The organism is Streptococcus cristatus, assembly GCF_003943465.1.
GTDB lineage: Bacteria > Bacillota > Bacilli > Lactobacillales > Streptococcaceae > Streptococcus > Streptococcus cristatus_C.
The window spans coordinates 48309-62296 of sequence record NZ_RJPR01000008.1; the positions used below are offsets into that span (position 1 = coordinate 48309).

Below are 13988 nucleotides of genomic sequence, written 5' to 3' on the forward strand. Positions count from 1 at the left end.
CATTAAGGAATGAAACTTTTATCGATGTAACAGAGTATTTTTAGCGGAAGTGATAAAAAACTTTATATGACAAAGGCGAGACACTATGATATCCTGTTAGAAAAACATGTGAGCATTTTTACAGATCGGTGTAAGGAGGTATATTAGTGAAAAAAAAGATTATTACGGGTTTAACAATTCTATTCATTATAATTTCAGGAGGCATCTATATGTATAACAAGCTAACAAAACCTAATCTTAGCCCCAAAACAACCAAGCTCTATCAGCGAGGTTTTCGACTCTTAGAAGAACAATATGGAACCTATTTCAAAGAACACTATAAAGGTATTGAGAAGATTGAATTTTCTCCGATTTATATTACAGGGGATAATGGTGGTTCTATGCTAAATGCCTATGTACGTCCGACGATTTATGATAAATATGGGAATAAAGCAACATTAGGAACAAAAATAAAGAAATACATACCTAATAGCTATGGTTTAGTTACTCATATATTTCTTGATTTTGATGGTTCAGGAAATGATGTTATAGAATTAATGGACTCAGAAGGTAATGAGATTGATGTTTCAAATGAAAAACATTTGCCAGATGAAGCAAAGCTTACAAGGGCTAAGGGAACTGATTTGAATATTGAATTATTAGTAGAAGATGGTCAGTTAAAGGATGTTGTTAAGGATGGAAAAGGGAGCCCAGAAGCTGAAATCATTTACAATGTTAAGCTAAGCAAAGGAGAAGAATGATATGACTTTGTCTGATCAAGAAGTTCGAAAATTACAGTTAGGACTTAAGGAGAATGTTAAAAATAGTGAAGGAGAAGTTATAAATGCCGGAACAGATGATAACCCTGATTTTTATCAAATCGTTTATCGACAAGATAGTATAACTCAAGCAATGGCAGTTGTACCTGTTGATAGCGAAGATGGAGCAAATCCAAACTACCAAGAAACAACCATAGTTGTTGCTGGTACTCAGATGCCCTTTGAAAATTCAAAAGAATTTGAGAATCAACCATATTTTTGGAAAAAGAATCGAGATATTGTTGATTCATCTGAAAGAGCGTTCTTTGCTAGTGGTGCATTTGGCATATTTCCAGGAATGCTGACTCCCCAATCAGATGATATTGATATGTTTTATCAAATTACTGAAGAAAAGATAAAATCCCATAACGGAATTATTTCTAATATGTCTGGGCACAGTCAAGCTGGGCCTGGGGTAGCTTATACAGCCTCAAAGTACGGCCTTAAACAGAACCGTCCAATCAAAGTGACAAATTTTATGGATTTTGCGGCTAAAAAAGCTGTTGATACAGGCGGTATTTCAAAAGAACAAGTAGCTTATCTCAATAAAAACGCCACAATCTATAGAGATAGTCGATCCGATGTTGTTTTCTTAGACGGGAATAGTGGTTATGTTCCCTATGGACAAACTATGAGATTTGAAGTTCTTGAAGGGGAAGACGGACATTCGCCAAGAACTCCAGTAATGAAGGGAAACAAGTTAGATGTAGATTATTATTATAAAAGAAATCTATTCGCTACTGGCATGACAGAAAAACAGGTTCGAAAGATTGCTGAATATAAAGCAAAAACGTACAAAGTAAATGTAGCAATCGCAAATTATGGTTTAGAGATGGACAAGGTGACTCCTGAATACTATGTTCGTGAGTATTTAAAGGAATATGGAGACTTTGCTCCAGAACCTTCTAAGCAAGAATTACTCACTTTAAAGAGACGACGCATTGATGAACTGCACGCTTCTTTGAAAACGACTACAGGCAGTCAGATGATTAGCTTGAGAGAGGAACTTGTTCGTACAAGTGCGCAAACGGCTCAGTTACAAGCTGAAGTATATGAGCAGGCGATCAAAGATAAACTTGCAAATGCCAAGGAAAGTGTCTCTCAGCACATAACAGAACTACGATCAGCAGCGTATACGCTGGCTCATAACCTTTCTGGTGGAGAGATAGAGGGTTTACTGTCTGAGCTGAGTTTTGAGCTAGCTTGGAATACTGGAATAGAAGCAGCAACTCTTTCTTCGGCCAACTCATATCAGAAGGAAATGACAAGTATAGCAGGTAAATTAAACAAGGCAGCCGATAGAATCGTGGAAATTGACCAAAAAGGTAGCCAGATTTTTGGGGAATTATAGGAGGAAGCGTATGATTGAACCAATGATAGAGGATCGAGCGGAAGCAGAACGTATCAAAAAAGAGTATCTGAGAATACAGGAACGTCTGGCTATTCGAGGCTTAATCTCAGCTAAAAGAGCCACTCTCCTTGAAGAAAGTCGTCTATTGCAAGAATGGCTCACCAATCAGGCTGAGACAATGAAATCATTCTCATCAGTTCAAGTTCCTGCCGATTTGGAAGGTGCTTTTTCCGGATTAGCAGCCGAATCTATCAAGAATGTCTTAAATGAAGTCTCAACGCCTAATTTGATGAGTCCAATTCTGTAGGAGGGATTATGGATACAAAAAAGCGGATAGCACAATTAGATGATGAACATCTAGCATTTCGTAGAAAATCCAGTGAATTGGAATGGGATTATCACGATATGAAACGGGAGGCTAGAAATTTTTCGGAAGAAATGAGCAATTGGGTTATATCATTCTGTCGTCACAGTTCGCCTGCTGATTCATCTTATATATTACACCAAATTGAGGAAAATCGAGAAGATTTTGAGCGGAAAATAAGGCGTTACGAAGATCGACTGAATGAAGCCTGTCAAGAAGAAAATCGCTTGTACAATAAAAAATTGAACGAACTGAAGAAAGAAACAAGGTAATCATGGCTTCACTTTTCCTTCGGACGAATCTATTAGACAGGCTAAGCTTGTCTTTTTTTGTTTTGAGGAGGAGAAAAGCTAATGACAGGATGGCTTTAAAATGTTTACTTTATGTTTGAAGTCAAAAATTAATTTTGAGTCAGTTAGGATGAGTATAAAGTCACTAAATATGGTAGAATAGTAAGAGATGAATCATGAATGGAGGTTGGTTTATACCAGCCCCTTCAATTAGATGAGGAGAAAAACATGCAAGCAGTTGCACATTTTATTGATACTTTTGTTCCAGAGCACTATGATCTCTTTTTGGATTTAAATCGTGCGGATAAGACTTTCTCAGGGAAAGTTACCATTACCGGTGAAGCCAAAGCTGAGAAAATTTCCTTGCACCAAAAGGATTTGACGATTGAGGCCGTAGAAGTGGCTGGACAAGCTCGTCCCTTCACTCTTGATAATGATAATGAAGCTCTTTATGTTGAATTGGCATCAGCAGGCCCTGTGGAAGTGACCTTGACCTTTACAGGTAAGATTACAGACAATATGACGGGGATTTACCCATCTTACTATACTGTGGATGGAGTGAAAAAAGAGATCATTTCCACGCAATTTGAGAGCCATTTTGCCCGTGAAGCCTTTCCTAGCGTGGATGAGCCAGAAGCTAAAGCGACTTTTGATTTGGCATTGAAATTTGACCAAGCAGAAGGCGAACTAGCTTTGTCTAATATGCCTGAAATCGACGTTGAAAACCGGAAAGCGACAGGCATTTGGAAGTTTGAAAGAACGCCTCGCATGTCTTCCTATCTCTTGGTCTTTGCTGCTGGGGATATGCAAGGTATTACTGCTAAAACTAAAAACGGCACTTTGGTCGGTGTTTATGCGACCAAGGCTCACCCAGCCAGCAACTTAGAGTTTGCTTTGGACATTGCGGTTCGCTCGATTGAATTTTACGAAGAATATTACGGTGTCAAATACCCGATTCCTCAGTCACTGCACGTTGCCCTGCCGGACTTTTCATCTGGTGCTATGGAAAACTGGGGTCTGGTGACCTACCGTGAGATTTATCTCTTAGTAGATGAAAATTCTACGGTATCCAGCCGTCAAGATGTAGCACTTGTCGTTGCTCATGAGTTGGCTCACCAATGGTTTGGAAACTTGGTCACTATGAAGTGGTGGGATGACCTTTGGCTCAACGAAAGCTTTGCCAACATGATGGAATACGTCTGTGTCAATGCGATTGAACCAAGCTGGAATATCTTTGAGAATTTCCAAACAACAGGTGTTCCTCTGGCGCTTAAACGAGATGCGACAGACGGAGTTCAATCTGTCCATGTGGAAGTGAAGCACCCTGACGAAATCAATACTTTGTTTGATCCGGCTATTGTTTATGCTAAGGGAAGCCGCCTTATGCACATGCTTCGTCGTTGGTTGGGTGATGAGGCCTTTGCTAAAGGCTTGAATGCTTACTTTGCTAAACACCAGTATGGAAATACTATCGGTCGTGATCTGTGGAATGCCTTGGGAGCTGCTTCTGGTCGCGATGTAGCAGCCTTTATGGATTCTTGGTTGGAACAGCCAGGATACCCTGTCTTGACAGCTACAGTAGAAAACGATACCTTGAAACTCTCTCAAAAACAATTCTTTATCGGGGAGCACGAAGATAAGAGACGCACTTGGGTCTTGCCTTTAAATAGCAACTGGAAAGGTTTGCCAGATACACTGGAAACAGAAACCCTGGAAATTCCAAATTATTCTGCCTTGGCTGCTCAAAACCAAGGTGCCCTGCGCTTTAATACTGAAAATACAGCCCACTATATCACGGACTATCAAGGTGTCTTGCTTGAGCAGATTCTAGATACCATTACAGACTTGGATAGCACCAGCAAGCTTCAAGTAGTGCAAGAGCGCCGTCTCTTGGCTGAAGCAGGCAGCATTTCATTTGCTGATTTGGTTCCAGTTATTGAAAAACTGACAGAAGAAACCTCCTATTTGGTTGTCTCTGGAGTCAAAGCCGTTCTGAACGGTCTCAAGCTATTTGTGGACGAAGGAAGCGAGTGCGAGAAAGCATATAACGAATTGGTTGTTAAACTTAGTAAATTCAACTTTGACCGTCTAGGCTTTGAAGCAAAAGAAGTCGAAAGTGATGAGGATGAGTTGGTTCGTCAGATTGTTGTAGGAAGTCTGATTGCAGCTGACGATCAAGCAGCAAGTCAAGAAGCAAGTCGCATTTTTGCTGCTCATCAAGAGAACTTGGAGAAATTGCCTGCAGCTATTCGCTTGCATATTCTCATCAACCAAATCAAGCATTATGAGAGCAAAGAATTGGCCGACCAATACTTGAATGATTATGTTTCAACAGTTGACGGCAGCTTCAAACGCCAATTGGCATCTGCTTTGGCTTATACTAAAGATGCAGAAACACTTGCTCGTATCTTGGAATCTTTGAAGAACAAGGATATCGTGAAACCACAAGATTTGGCCATGAGTTGGTATTTCCCTCTCTTGAATCACCAATTTACTCAAGCCACTGCTTGGACTTGGGCGCGTGAGAATTGGGCTTGGATTAAGGCTGCTCTGGGTGGCGATATGAGCTTCGACAAATTCGTCATTTATCCAGCTAATGCTTTCAAGACAGAAGAAAGACTAGCAGAATACAAGGCTTTCTTTGAGCCGCAGCTGGACGATATGGCTATCAGCCGTAATATCAGCATGGGAATCAAAGAAATCGCAGCGCGTGTTGACTTGATTGCTCGTGAAAAAGCAGCGGTGGAAAATGCAATCAAGGCATCAGTCTAGATAAATGAAAAGATCAGATTACAACATCTGGTCTTTTTTGTTGTTTAGAATCCCATAGTTTCAGCCTTCTTTAAGAAAAAATTCAGTCCCGTTTAAGCAAAACTCCCTATAATAACCCTAACACGTGAAAAGATGTGAACTTGTGTAATCAAAATTTATATTGCTTCATAGTGTTAAAATCCATGAAATACAAAATTTAGAAAGAGGAAAACTTTAATGGATATGGAAAAAATGATTGTAGTTAAAAAGAGTACCAAATGGTGGATGACAGCAGTAGCTAGTGCCTCCTTAGCTGTCGGAGCGATTGGTGGCTATGGAATTGGTGCCTTGGCACAGAAAAGCCCACAACAGAGCTCAGTGCAAGCCACTATGACTCAGCAAAACAAGCAAGATGGCAGGATGCCAGGTCAAGGTGGTCAACCTCCTCAAGGTCAGGGACAGGGAAATGAAAATGGTATGCCACCACAGATGGGGGGACAAAACGGTCAAGATGGCCAAGGCGGTCCTGGAGGTGGAGGTCAGCCACCACAAGGAAATGGTCAGCCAGGGGGACCCCAAGAAGGAAATCAATCAAAAAAGAAGCCATCAAACGCTGATGGCACAACAAAAGATGATAAGAATAGCGAAAATAACTCGAAAACAACAAATTCTTAAAGCATTTTCGACAAGTCATGATATAATAGAAAAAGATAAGTGAGGATAGAATGAGAGTGTTTACTATGTCTCTATTTAAACTACGCAGCATAAGCTTTTTCTAGAAAGGGAGGAACAGGATGATTAAGATTCTATTAGTGGAGGATGACCTCGGTCTGTCAAATTCAGTATTTGATTTTTTAGATGATTTTGCAGATGTTATGCAGGTCTTTGATGGCGAAGAAGGTCTATACGAAGCAGAAAGCGGCGTGTATGACCTGATTTTGCTGGACTTGATGCTTCCTGAAAAGGATGGCTTCCAAGTGCTCAAAGAATTGCGTGAAAAAGGGGTGAGCACTCCTGTCCTCATCATGACTGCCAAGGAAAGTATCGATGATAAAGGCCATGGTTTTGAGCTCGGTGCTGACGATTACTTGACTAAGCCATTTTATCTGGAAGAGCTGAAGATGCGGATTCAGGCCTTGCTCAAACGCTCTGGTAAGTTTAATGAAAATTCCCTTTCCTATGGCGATGTGACGGTCAATCTTTCGACCAATTCGACCTTGGTAGATGGAAAGGAAGTTGAGCTACTGGGTAAAGAGTTTGATTTGTTGGTATACTTCCTTCAGAATCAAAATGTCATTTTGCCCAAGACTCAGATCTTCGATCGTTTATGGGGCTTTGACAGCGATACGACAATTTCTGTGGTGGAAGTCTATGTATCCAAGATTCGGAAAAAATTGAAAGGAACGGCTTTTGCGAATAATCTTCAAACCCTTCGCAGTGTCGGTTACATTTTAAAGAATGCTGAATAAACTCAAAAAAGCCTTATATGCGGATGATTTTTCTTATTTCATTCGCTATTTTGGTGTATTCACCCTGATTTTCTCGGCCATGACGCTCATTATTATCCAAGTCATGCGCTCTAGCCTTTACACGACCGTTGATGATAATCTCAAAAGTCTCAGTCAAAATCCCGCCTGGGTGGCCAATCTAGCCTATCGGACGACGGGGCGGCAATACCAAGAGCCAGAGAACAAGGATTCAGAGCACAAAGATTCAGAGTCTGTGCAAGCTCATGATATCAAGATTGAGGAACCGGGTAGGGTAAATGTTAGCGCCAATACCTCAGCCATTCTTTTGAATGATGATTATCAGAATGTATCGGCAAAAAATAGCTTTTTAAACTTTGATGCGATTAAATTTAACAAACGCTTTCTTAATCAGATCAAGCAAATACAACTAACTAATAACTATGGACAGGTCGAGAGTTATCGGGCCTACATGTTTGACATTGATCCAGATGATGAAATTGAAAATGTCAAATACGCGGTTGTCATGACTAGTATCAGCCAGCTGGAGCAGACTAGCGAAAAGCATGAAAAGCTGATTGCCATTGTCATGATTAGCTTCTGGGGTATTTCCTTGATTGCCAGTATCTATCTAGCGCGGATGAGTGTCAAGCCTCTCTTGGACAGCATGCAAAAGCAGAAGTCCTTTGTTGAAAATGCCAGCCACGAATTGCGGACGCCTCTGGCCGTGCTGCAAAATCGGCTGGAGTCTCTCTTCCGTAAGCCTGAGGCCACGATTATGGAGTCTAGTGAGAGTATCGCATCTAGTTTAGAGGAAGTGCGAAATATGCGCCTGTTGACGACCAATTTACTCAACCTAGCTCGGCGCGATGACGGTATCAAGCCAGAATACGGTGAAGTCACACCAGACTTCTTCACAACAGCTTTTTCTAACTATGCTATTATTGCAGAGGAAAGCGATAAGGTCTTTGATTTCAAAAATCTGGTTTCAAAGTCAATTACGACAGACAAGGTCTTGCTTAAGCAGGTTATGACCATCCTTTTTGATAATGCCATCAAATACACAGAAGAAGATGGAGAGATCTATTTCGTGGCCTCCGCCAATGATCGGAGCTTGACCTTGCGGATCTCTGACAATGGTCCAGGGATTGCGGGCGATGACAAGAAAAAGGTCTTCGATCGTTTTTATCGAGTGGATAAGGCACGGACTCGTCAAAAAGGTGGATTTGGACTAGGACTATCCCTGGCGAAACAAATCGTGGACGCCTTAAAAGGAACCATCACAGTCAAAGATAACAAACCGCGTGGAACCATTTTTGAAATCAAAGTTCCTCTTAGGTCAGATATTAGAAAACGAATCAGCAAAATTTGAAAAACTTTTCATATTATTTCAAATTTGACTGCTTTTGCGGTATAATAGAAGAAAGAAATGAGAGAGGTACAACTATGACATCAAAAATGTTGCATACTTGTTTACGAGTGGAAAATTTAGAGGCTTCGATTGCCTTTTATGAAGACGCGTTTGGTTTTAAGGAATTGCGCCGCAAGGACTTTCCAGAGCATGCTTTTACCATTGTTTATCTTGGTTTGGATGGCGATGATTATGAGCTTGAATTGACTTATAATTATGACCACGGACCTTATGTAATCGGTGATGGCTTTGCTCATATTGCTCTTAGCACGCCTGATTTGGAAGGTTTACACGCTGAGCATGCTGCCAAGGGCTACGAAGTGACCGAGCCAAAAGGTTTGCCAGGCAATCCGCCAAATTATTATTTTGTTAAAGACCCTGACGGCTACAAGGTCGAAGTGATTCGAGAAAAAAGTCTTTAAAAATAATTAAACTTGTATTTTAGCACTTGTAAGATACAAGTTTTTTAACATTAGAATCATTTTATGACAATAGCTTAGGGGATAATAGATGAAAAGACAACATAAAAGGAAGCGTAGACGAAAATATAGACTGGTTCTCAGTCTTCTGAATCTGCTTCTCTTAGGATTTCTTATTTTTGGTGGACTGCGAATCTATGAAATGTTTCAGGAAAGGGAGTTCCAGAAAAAGGTTACAGAAGTGATTGCCAAGGAAGAGCAAGAGCATGCTGACAATGCCGAAAAGCAGTCTGGTAGGATTGGCACCCATTACGTGGCAGCTTTTTATCCTCTGATGAAGGGGCAGCCTCTTCAAAGTGTCAAAGATAAAATGTTGCAGGACAGTCAGAGTATTTCAGATGACAAAAAGCAGAAGGAAAACTTGACTGCTTTGACCTTTTACTATACAGAGGAGAAGTCTACTAGTCTGGCCAATACCAAGGAAGTAGTCATTCAGCGAAAAGATTACAGCATCTCAAAAAGAGACATCAAGTCTGAAGAAGCAAGAGAAGTAGCCTCGACTTATATCAATCAAGAAGGGGCAGCGGTGACTTTGGACAAGCTGTTTCAAAATCCAGAAGCTGCCAAGGAAATTTTCCTGAAGGAGTTGACCAGTCAGCTAACCTTTAGACAGGTGGAGGAAAGCCAGCAAACAGCAGCTTTAAACGTCCTCCGTGAAATAGAACTGAGCCAGTGGAATTTTCACTATGAAGAAAGTTTATTTTCTATTCGTCTGCCCAAAGAAATCAACGGTGTGTCGAGCGTAACAGTGCCTCTGTCTAGTTTTTATGACCTAATCCGTCCAGAATATTTGCAGGGAGCTGATTTGGAGGCTTACCAGCAATATGAAACTAAGCGGCATGAGAAAATGGTTGCCCTGACCTTTGATGACGGTCCCGACAGTAAAACGACTCCTCAGGCCTTGGAAATCTTGAAACGCTACAATGCTAAAGCGACCTTCTTTATGGTGGGACAAAATGTTGCTGCTAATCCAGAACTGGCTAAACGTGTCCTTGATGAAGGCCATCAGCTCGGCATCCATACATGGAGCCATCCTGATTTGACCAAGTTACCTCTGAATCAATCCAAAAAGGAAATCTTAGATACTCAAGAGGCTATTTATAAGGCGACTGGTATCCGACCCATGATCACAAGACCGCCTTACGGAGCCATCAACTCTACGGTTCAAAATGCTGTCGATCAGTCCTTTATCATGTGGAGCGTGGACAGTCTCGATTGGAAAACACGTAATACAAAGGCTATTATGCAGGAGATCGTGAAGACCCAGCCGGGATCTATTATTCTCATGCACGATATCCATCAGACGTCCATCGATGCTCTGCCAAGCGTTCTTGACTATCTGAAGAACAACGGCTATACTCTGGTGACAGTTGATGAACTATTAGAAAATCAGCTTCAACCACATCAGATATATTACAGCAGAAATTAAAAAAGCACTGGAAATTTAATATTTCCAATGCTTTTTGCTTTGCTACCATCAAATAAAAATATTGATGACCGTAATTCTAGCTTAATGACACACATACAGTTCTTGTTTTTTCAAGATGATTTCTCGGACAGAGGCATATTTTTTGAGAGCTTTTAATTCTTCCGGGTGGCTGATGAAGGTGATGACATAGCCTTCCTTGCCCATGCGACCCGTTCGGCCAGAACGGTGAGTGTAGGTTTCCAAATCACGCGGCACTTCGTAGTTGACCACGCATTCTAGAGAATCAATATCAATGCCACGGGCAACCAAGTCAGTCGCCAGTAAGAGCGTGATATCGTAATTTTTAAATTTTTCCAGAATAACTTTGCGGAATTTTACATTGACATCGCTGGCTAGGGAGACCGCACTAGCTCCTCGGTACTGAAGCTTTTCTTCGGCGCTGCCCAAATCTGACAAGCTGTTGAAAAAAACTAGTCCACGAAATTCTTCTACATTGGATAGCTTGCGCAAGAGTTCAACCTTGTCACGCTTTTCCACCTGCATATAGAAGTGCTGGATATTGTCCAAAGTCTGGTCGTCAATGCTGATGCGCAGAGTATTTTCAGCGATCTTCTCTTGGTCAAATTTAGCTGTAGCACTCATGTAAATCAGCTGGTGGTCACGCGGTGCATAATGCAGAATCTTATCAACAAACGCATACTGGGAATCACTGAGAAGTTGATCAAATTCATCTAGGATAATAGTGTCAACACTCATCATCTTGATTTTCTTGAGCTTGATCAGCTCAAAAATCCGACCCGGTGTACCAATCAGTATTTCAGGCCCTTTCTTGAGCCGCTCAATCTGCCTTTTCTGGCTATTACCAGAGAGGAGGAGCTGACTGCTCAAGCCCAAAGGCTCTGCCCAAGACTTACAAACATCAAAAATCTGTCCTGCCAGCTCTGTATTTGGAGCTAAAATTAAAAGCTGCTGCGCTTTTTTAGGCTTCAATTTTAATAAGCTAGGAAAGAGATAGGCCAATGTCTTACCCGTACCAGTCGGACTAATGCCTAGCACCGTTTCTCCCTGAGAAATAGGCTGGAATATTTTTTCTTGGATGGCAGTCAGTTCAGCAAAACCGAGCTGATTTAGCTGTTCCTGCCAAACTGTTGGAAATGTTTCTTTAATCATGGTCAACCTCAAATCTAATGCCAGCATCTTTTCTCATGGCAAACATGCACTCATGCACAGTAGCAGCAGCCTGCAGATAGTCGCTATAAAGTTCTTCCTGGCCGCCTTCAAGGACACGAGCAAAAGCCTGAGCCTCTTCCAACATTTGGTGCTCTGCTTGGCGGATAGCTAGACTTTCCGTCTCTCCATTCAGCTTTTGGAAAATGGCAGAGCGGATAAACTCGATACCGTCTAAGGTCAGAGTGCCTTGGTCCGTATAGATTTCAGCTGGCAGCTGGCTATGAATATTTTTTCCAGCTTGGATACGAACCTGAAAATCAGGATAATTCAGACTGCCTGAACCGTTGAGATCAACGCTATTTGGCAGTTGTTGAGCTGTATAGCAGACGCTTTGTGGAGCACCAAACAGTCGGACAGCTGCATAAAGCGTATAAACTCCCAAATCCATTAGAGCACCGCCTGAGAATTTAGCAGAAAAAACATTGGGTTCCTGTCCACTCAGCAGGGCTCCCATCTTGGAAGAGTATTTGGCATAAGTGAAGTTGGCTCCCCAGATTTTCTTGTCTTTTAGGAAGTCACGAATGACTGCAAAAGCTGCTTCGTGGTAGTTTCTGGCTGCCTCAAAGATATAAACCTGATGTTCAGCTGCCAGCTTGACCAATTCTTGCCATTCTTCAGGTCTTGATACAGCCGGCTTTTCAACGATGACATGTTTTCGAGCCAAAATGGCTACCTTGGCATGGTTGAAATGGAGGCTATTGGGACTGGCAATGTAAACCACATCTAGGTTGGCAGATAAGAATTCAACCATATCGGTGTAGAGCGCGACGTTTTGATAATCTTGCGCAAAACGCTCCGCGGAACTCAAGGTGCGCGAGTAAACAGCTGTAAACTCATACTCACCGCTTAGTCGGGCTGCTTTAATAAACTCGTGGGAAATGGATCCCGTACCGATGATTCCGAGTCGTAACATACTTTCTCCTTTAAAATGATTTTCCTGAATTTTTCTTGATTCACCCTTTCATTATATCATGAATTAAGGTAAAATAGATAAGATAACAAGTAATGGAGAAAACAATGCAAAACAGACCTATTATTATCGGTGTTACAGGTGGATCTGGTGGGGGAAAAACCAGTGTATCTCGGGCGATTTTAGATAATTTTCCTAATGAAAAGATTTCTATGATTGAGCATGATTCTTACTACAAGGATCAGTCGCATTTGACCTTTGAGGAGCGGGTTAAGACCAACTATGACCATCCTTTTGCTTTTGATACAGACCTCATGATTGAGCAGATCAAGGAGCTTTTGGCTGGTCGTCCAGTGGACATCCCGACCTATGACTATACGGAGCACACGCGCAGCAATAAAACCTATCGTCAGGAACCGCAGGATGTCTTCATTGTAGAGGGAATTTTGGTCTTGGAAGATCAACGCCTCCGCGATTTGATGGACATCAAGATTTTCGTCGATACTGATGATGATGTGCGGATTATTCGTCGGATTAAGCGGGATATGGAAGAACGTGGACGCAGTTTGGATAGTGTCATTGAGCAGTATCTGGGTGTCGTCAAGCCTATGTACCATCAGTTTATCGAGCCAACCAAGCGCTATGCGGATGTCATCATTCCAGAGGGCGCTTCTAATAAAGTGGCGATTGATTTGATTACTACCAAGATTGAAAAGATTTTGGAGGAAGCTAGAGAAGGATAGAAAGGAAGTCTGGTGTTACACTGGACTTTTTGGGTAAATTATGAGAAAGTTCGTCAAAAGGGAATTCCATTCTCGATCAAAGTTTTTTGCCTGTTTGCTGACCTTTTGCGCAGGTTTTGTGGATGCTTACACTTTTATGGAACGCGGGGGTACATTGGTTGCTGGCCAGACAGGAAACGTCGTCTTTTTGTCCGTTGAGCTAATTCATCACAAGACTGGAGAAATTGAAGTCAAACTAGCTACCATGCTAGCCTTTATGCTGGGGATTTTTCTGATAACAATTTTTCGTCCTTTTTTTGAGCAGTCAATATGGCGAGTAAGTAGCATTTCACCAATGGTGCTCATCTGTACTCTGGTAGGTTTTATGCCAAGTACTGTGCCAAATATGCTGATCGTTCCTCCGATTGCTTTCTGTATGGGGGTCGTTGCGACAGCTTTTGGCGAAGTAGATGGCATAGTTTACAATAATTCCTTTATGACAGGAAATATCAAGAAAACGATGGTGGCTTTTGGAAATTTTGTGCGAACGCAGGAAAAACCATACTTGAAAGAGGGTATTTTCTTTGTTGCTTTATTAGGAAGCTTTGTCATCGGAGCCATTATTTCGACCTATCTGCTTCAATTTTACGCCTTAAGAACCATTTGGATCGTTGCAGGAATTCTATTTACCTTCATGATGTTCCGCTTGGTTCAGTATGTACGAAGATAAAGACGAGGCGGCTTAGGAATGAAGAAGCCTGATTAGTAAATTATTAAAAAGGTAGGAC

General features: G+C 41.6%; 14 protein-coding genes. 12 read left to right on the forward strand and 2 right to left on the reverse strand.

Translation table 11 applies throughout. The features are described from left to right. Positions 1–146 precede the first annotated feature (146 nt). The 10 genes from D8793_RS08355 (at position 147) to D8793_RS08400 (ending at position 10338) form a co-directional block, all read left to right on the forward strand. On the forward strand, positions 147–740 hold the full coding sequence (locus D8793_RS08355) for a hypothetical protein (protein WP_125371437.1): 594 nt from the start codon (positions 147–149) through the stop codon (positions 738–740). Position 741: 1 nt separating this feature from the next. Further along, positions 742–2148, forward strand: a complete 1407-nt coding sequence (locus D8793_RS08360; protein WP_125371438.1) for a hypothetical protein — start codon at positions 742–744, stop codon at positions 2146–2148. 10 nt (positions 2149–2158) lie between these two features. Then, positions 2159–2455, forward strand: a complete 297-nt coding sequence (locus tag D8793_RS08365) for a hypothetical protein (protein WP_015604891.1) — start codon at positions 2159–2161, stop codon at positions 2453–2455. Between the two features lie 8 nt (positions 2456–2463). Continuing rightward, positions 2464–2784, forward strand: coding sequence for a hypothetical protein (locus D8793_RS08370; RefSeq protein ID WP_125371439.1), 321 nt, complete (start codon positions 2464–2466; stop codon positions 2782–2784). Positions 2785–3030: 246 nt separating this feature from the next. Beyond that, the gene (locus D8793_RS08375) at positions 3031–5574 is read left to right on the forward strand and encodes a M1 family metallopeptidase (protein WP_125371440.1); all 2544 of its coding nucleotides are present in this window, start codon (positions 3031–3033) and stop codon (positions 5572–5574) included. Between the two features lie 216 nt (positions 5575–5790). After that, positions 5791–6228, forward strand: coding sequence for a hypothetical protein (locus tag D8793_RS08380; protein WP_125371441.1), 438 nt, complete (start codon positions 5791–5793; stop codon positions 6226–6228). Between the two features lie 119 nt (positions 6229–6347). After that, complete coding sequence (locus D8793_RS08385; protein ID WP_125371442.1) at positions 6348–7022, forward strand: response regulator transcription factor; 675 nt, start codon at positions 6348–6350, stop codon at positions 7020–7022. Next, positions 7012–8391, forward strand: a complete 1380-nt coding sequence (locus tag D8793_RS08390) for a sensor histidine kinase (protein ID WP_125371443.1) — start codon at positions 7012–7014, stop codon at positions 8389–8391. Before D8793_RS08385 ends, D8793_RS08390 begins: the two co-directional genes overlap by 11 nt. A gap of 74 nt (positions 8392–8465) precedes the next feature. Then, positions 8466–8852 carry a lactoylglutathione lyase gene (gene gloA / locus D8793_RS08395; protein ID WP_125371444.1) on the forward strand — a complete coding sequence of 129 codons (387 nt, stop codon included), beginning with the start codon at positions 8466–8468 and terminating at the stop codon, positions 8850–8852. A gap of 88 nt (positions 8853–8940) precedes the next feature. After that, positions 8941–10338: a polysaccharide deacetylase family protein gene (locus tag D8793_RS08400; RefSeq protein ID WP_125371445.1), complete on the forward strand. Its 1398-nt coding sequence runs from the start codon at positions 8941–8943 to the stop codon at positions 10336–10338. A gap of 81 nt (positions 10339–10419) precedes the next feature. Here D8793_RS08400 and D8793_RS08405 read toward each other — a convergent pair whose 3' ends face one another. Next, positions 10420–11508, reverse strand: a complete 1089-nt coding sequence (locus tag D8793_RS08405) for a DEAD/DEAH box helicase (protein ID WP_312023599.1) — start codon at positions 11506–11508, stop codon at positions 10420–10422. After that, a complete protein-coding gene (locus D8793_RS08410) occupies positions 11501–12481 on the reverse strand; it encodes a Gfo/Idh/MocA family protein (RefSeq protein ID WP_125371447.1) in 981 nt (326 codons plus the stop codon). The genes D8793_RS08405 and D8793_RS08410 overlap by 8 nt, the downstream gene beginning before the upstream one ends. 104 nt (positions 12482–12585) lie before the next feature. Between D8793_RS08410 and udk the strand changes: the two genes are divergently transcribed. Beyond that, positions 12586–13221 carry a uridine kinase gene (gene udk, locus D8793_RS08415; protein WP_185758389.1) on the forward strand — a complete coding sequence of 212 codons (636 nt, stop codon included), beginning with the start codon at positions 12586–12588 and terminating at the stop codon, positions 13219–13221. A 40-nt stretch (positions 13222–13261) separates the two neighbouring features. Further along, the gene (locus D8793_RS08420; RefSeq protein ID WP_061909057.1) at positions 13262–13930 is read left to right on the forward strand and encodes a YoaK family protein; all 669 of its coding nucleotides are present in this window, start codon (positions 13262–13264) and stop codon (positions 13928–13930) included. Positions 13931–13988 lie beyond the last annotated feature (58 nt).

Bases quoted from the DNA above. Each gene is read 5' to 3' on its own strand.
- D8793_RS08360 (WP_125371438.1), top strand. From the start codon at position 742: ATGACTTTGTCTGATCAAGAAGTTCGAAAATTACAGTTAGGACTTAAG.
- D8793_RS08365 (WP_015604891.1), top strand. From the start codon at position 2,159: ATGATTGAACCAATGATAGAGGATCGAGCGGAAGCAGAACGTATCAAA.
- D8793_RS08370 (WP_125371439.1), top strand. From the start codon at position 2,464: ATGGATACAAAAAAGCGGATAGCACAATTAGATGATGAACATCTAGCA.
- D8793_RS08375 (WP_125371440.1), top strand. From the start codon at position 3,031: ATGCAAGCAGTTGCACATTTTATTGATACTTTTGTTCCAGAGCACTAT.
- D8793_RS08380 (WP_125371441.1), top strand. From the start codon at position 5,791: ATGGATATGGAAAAAATGATTGTAGTTAAAAAGAGTACCAAATGGTGG.
- D8793_RS08385 (WP_125371442.1), top strand. From the start codon at position 6,348: ATGATTAAGATTCTATTAGTGGAGGATGACCTCGGTCTGTCAAATTCA.
- D8793_RS08390 (WP_125371443.1), top strand. From the start codon at position 7,012: ATGCTGAATAAACTCAAAAAAGCCTTATATGCGGATGATTTTTCTTAT.
- gloA (WP_125371444.1), top strand. From the start codon at position 8,466: ATGACATCAAAAATGTTGCATACTTGTTTACGAGTGGAAAATTTAGAG.
- D8793_RS08400 (WP_125371445.1), top strand. From the start codon at position 8,941: ATGAAAAGACAACATAAAAGGAAGCGTAGACGAAAATATAGACTGGTT.
- D8793_RS08405 (WP_312023599.1), bottom strand. From the start codon at position 11,508: ATGATTAAAGAAACATTTCCAACAGTTTGGCAGGAACAGCTAAATCAG.
- D8793_RS08410 (WP_125371447.1), bottom strand. From the start codon at position 12,481: ATGTTACGACTCGGAATCATCGGTACGGGATCCATTTCCCACGAGTTT.
- udk (WP_185758389.1), top strand. From the start codon at position 12,586: ATGCAAAACAGACCTATTATTATCGGTGTTACAGGTGGATCTGGTGGG.
- D8793_RS08420 (WP_061909057.1), top strand. From the start codon at position 13,262: ATGAGAAAGTTCGTCAAAAGGGAATTCCATTCTCGATCAAAGTTTTTT.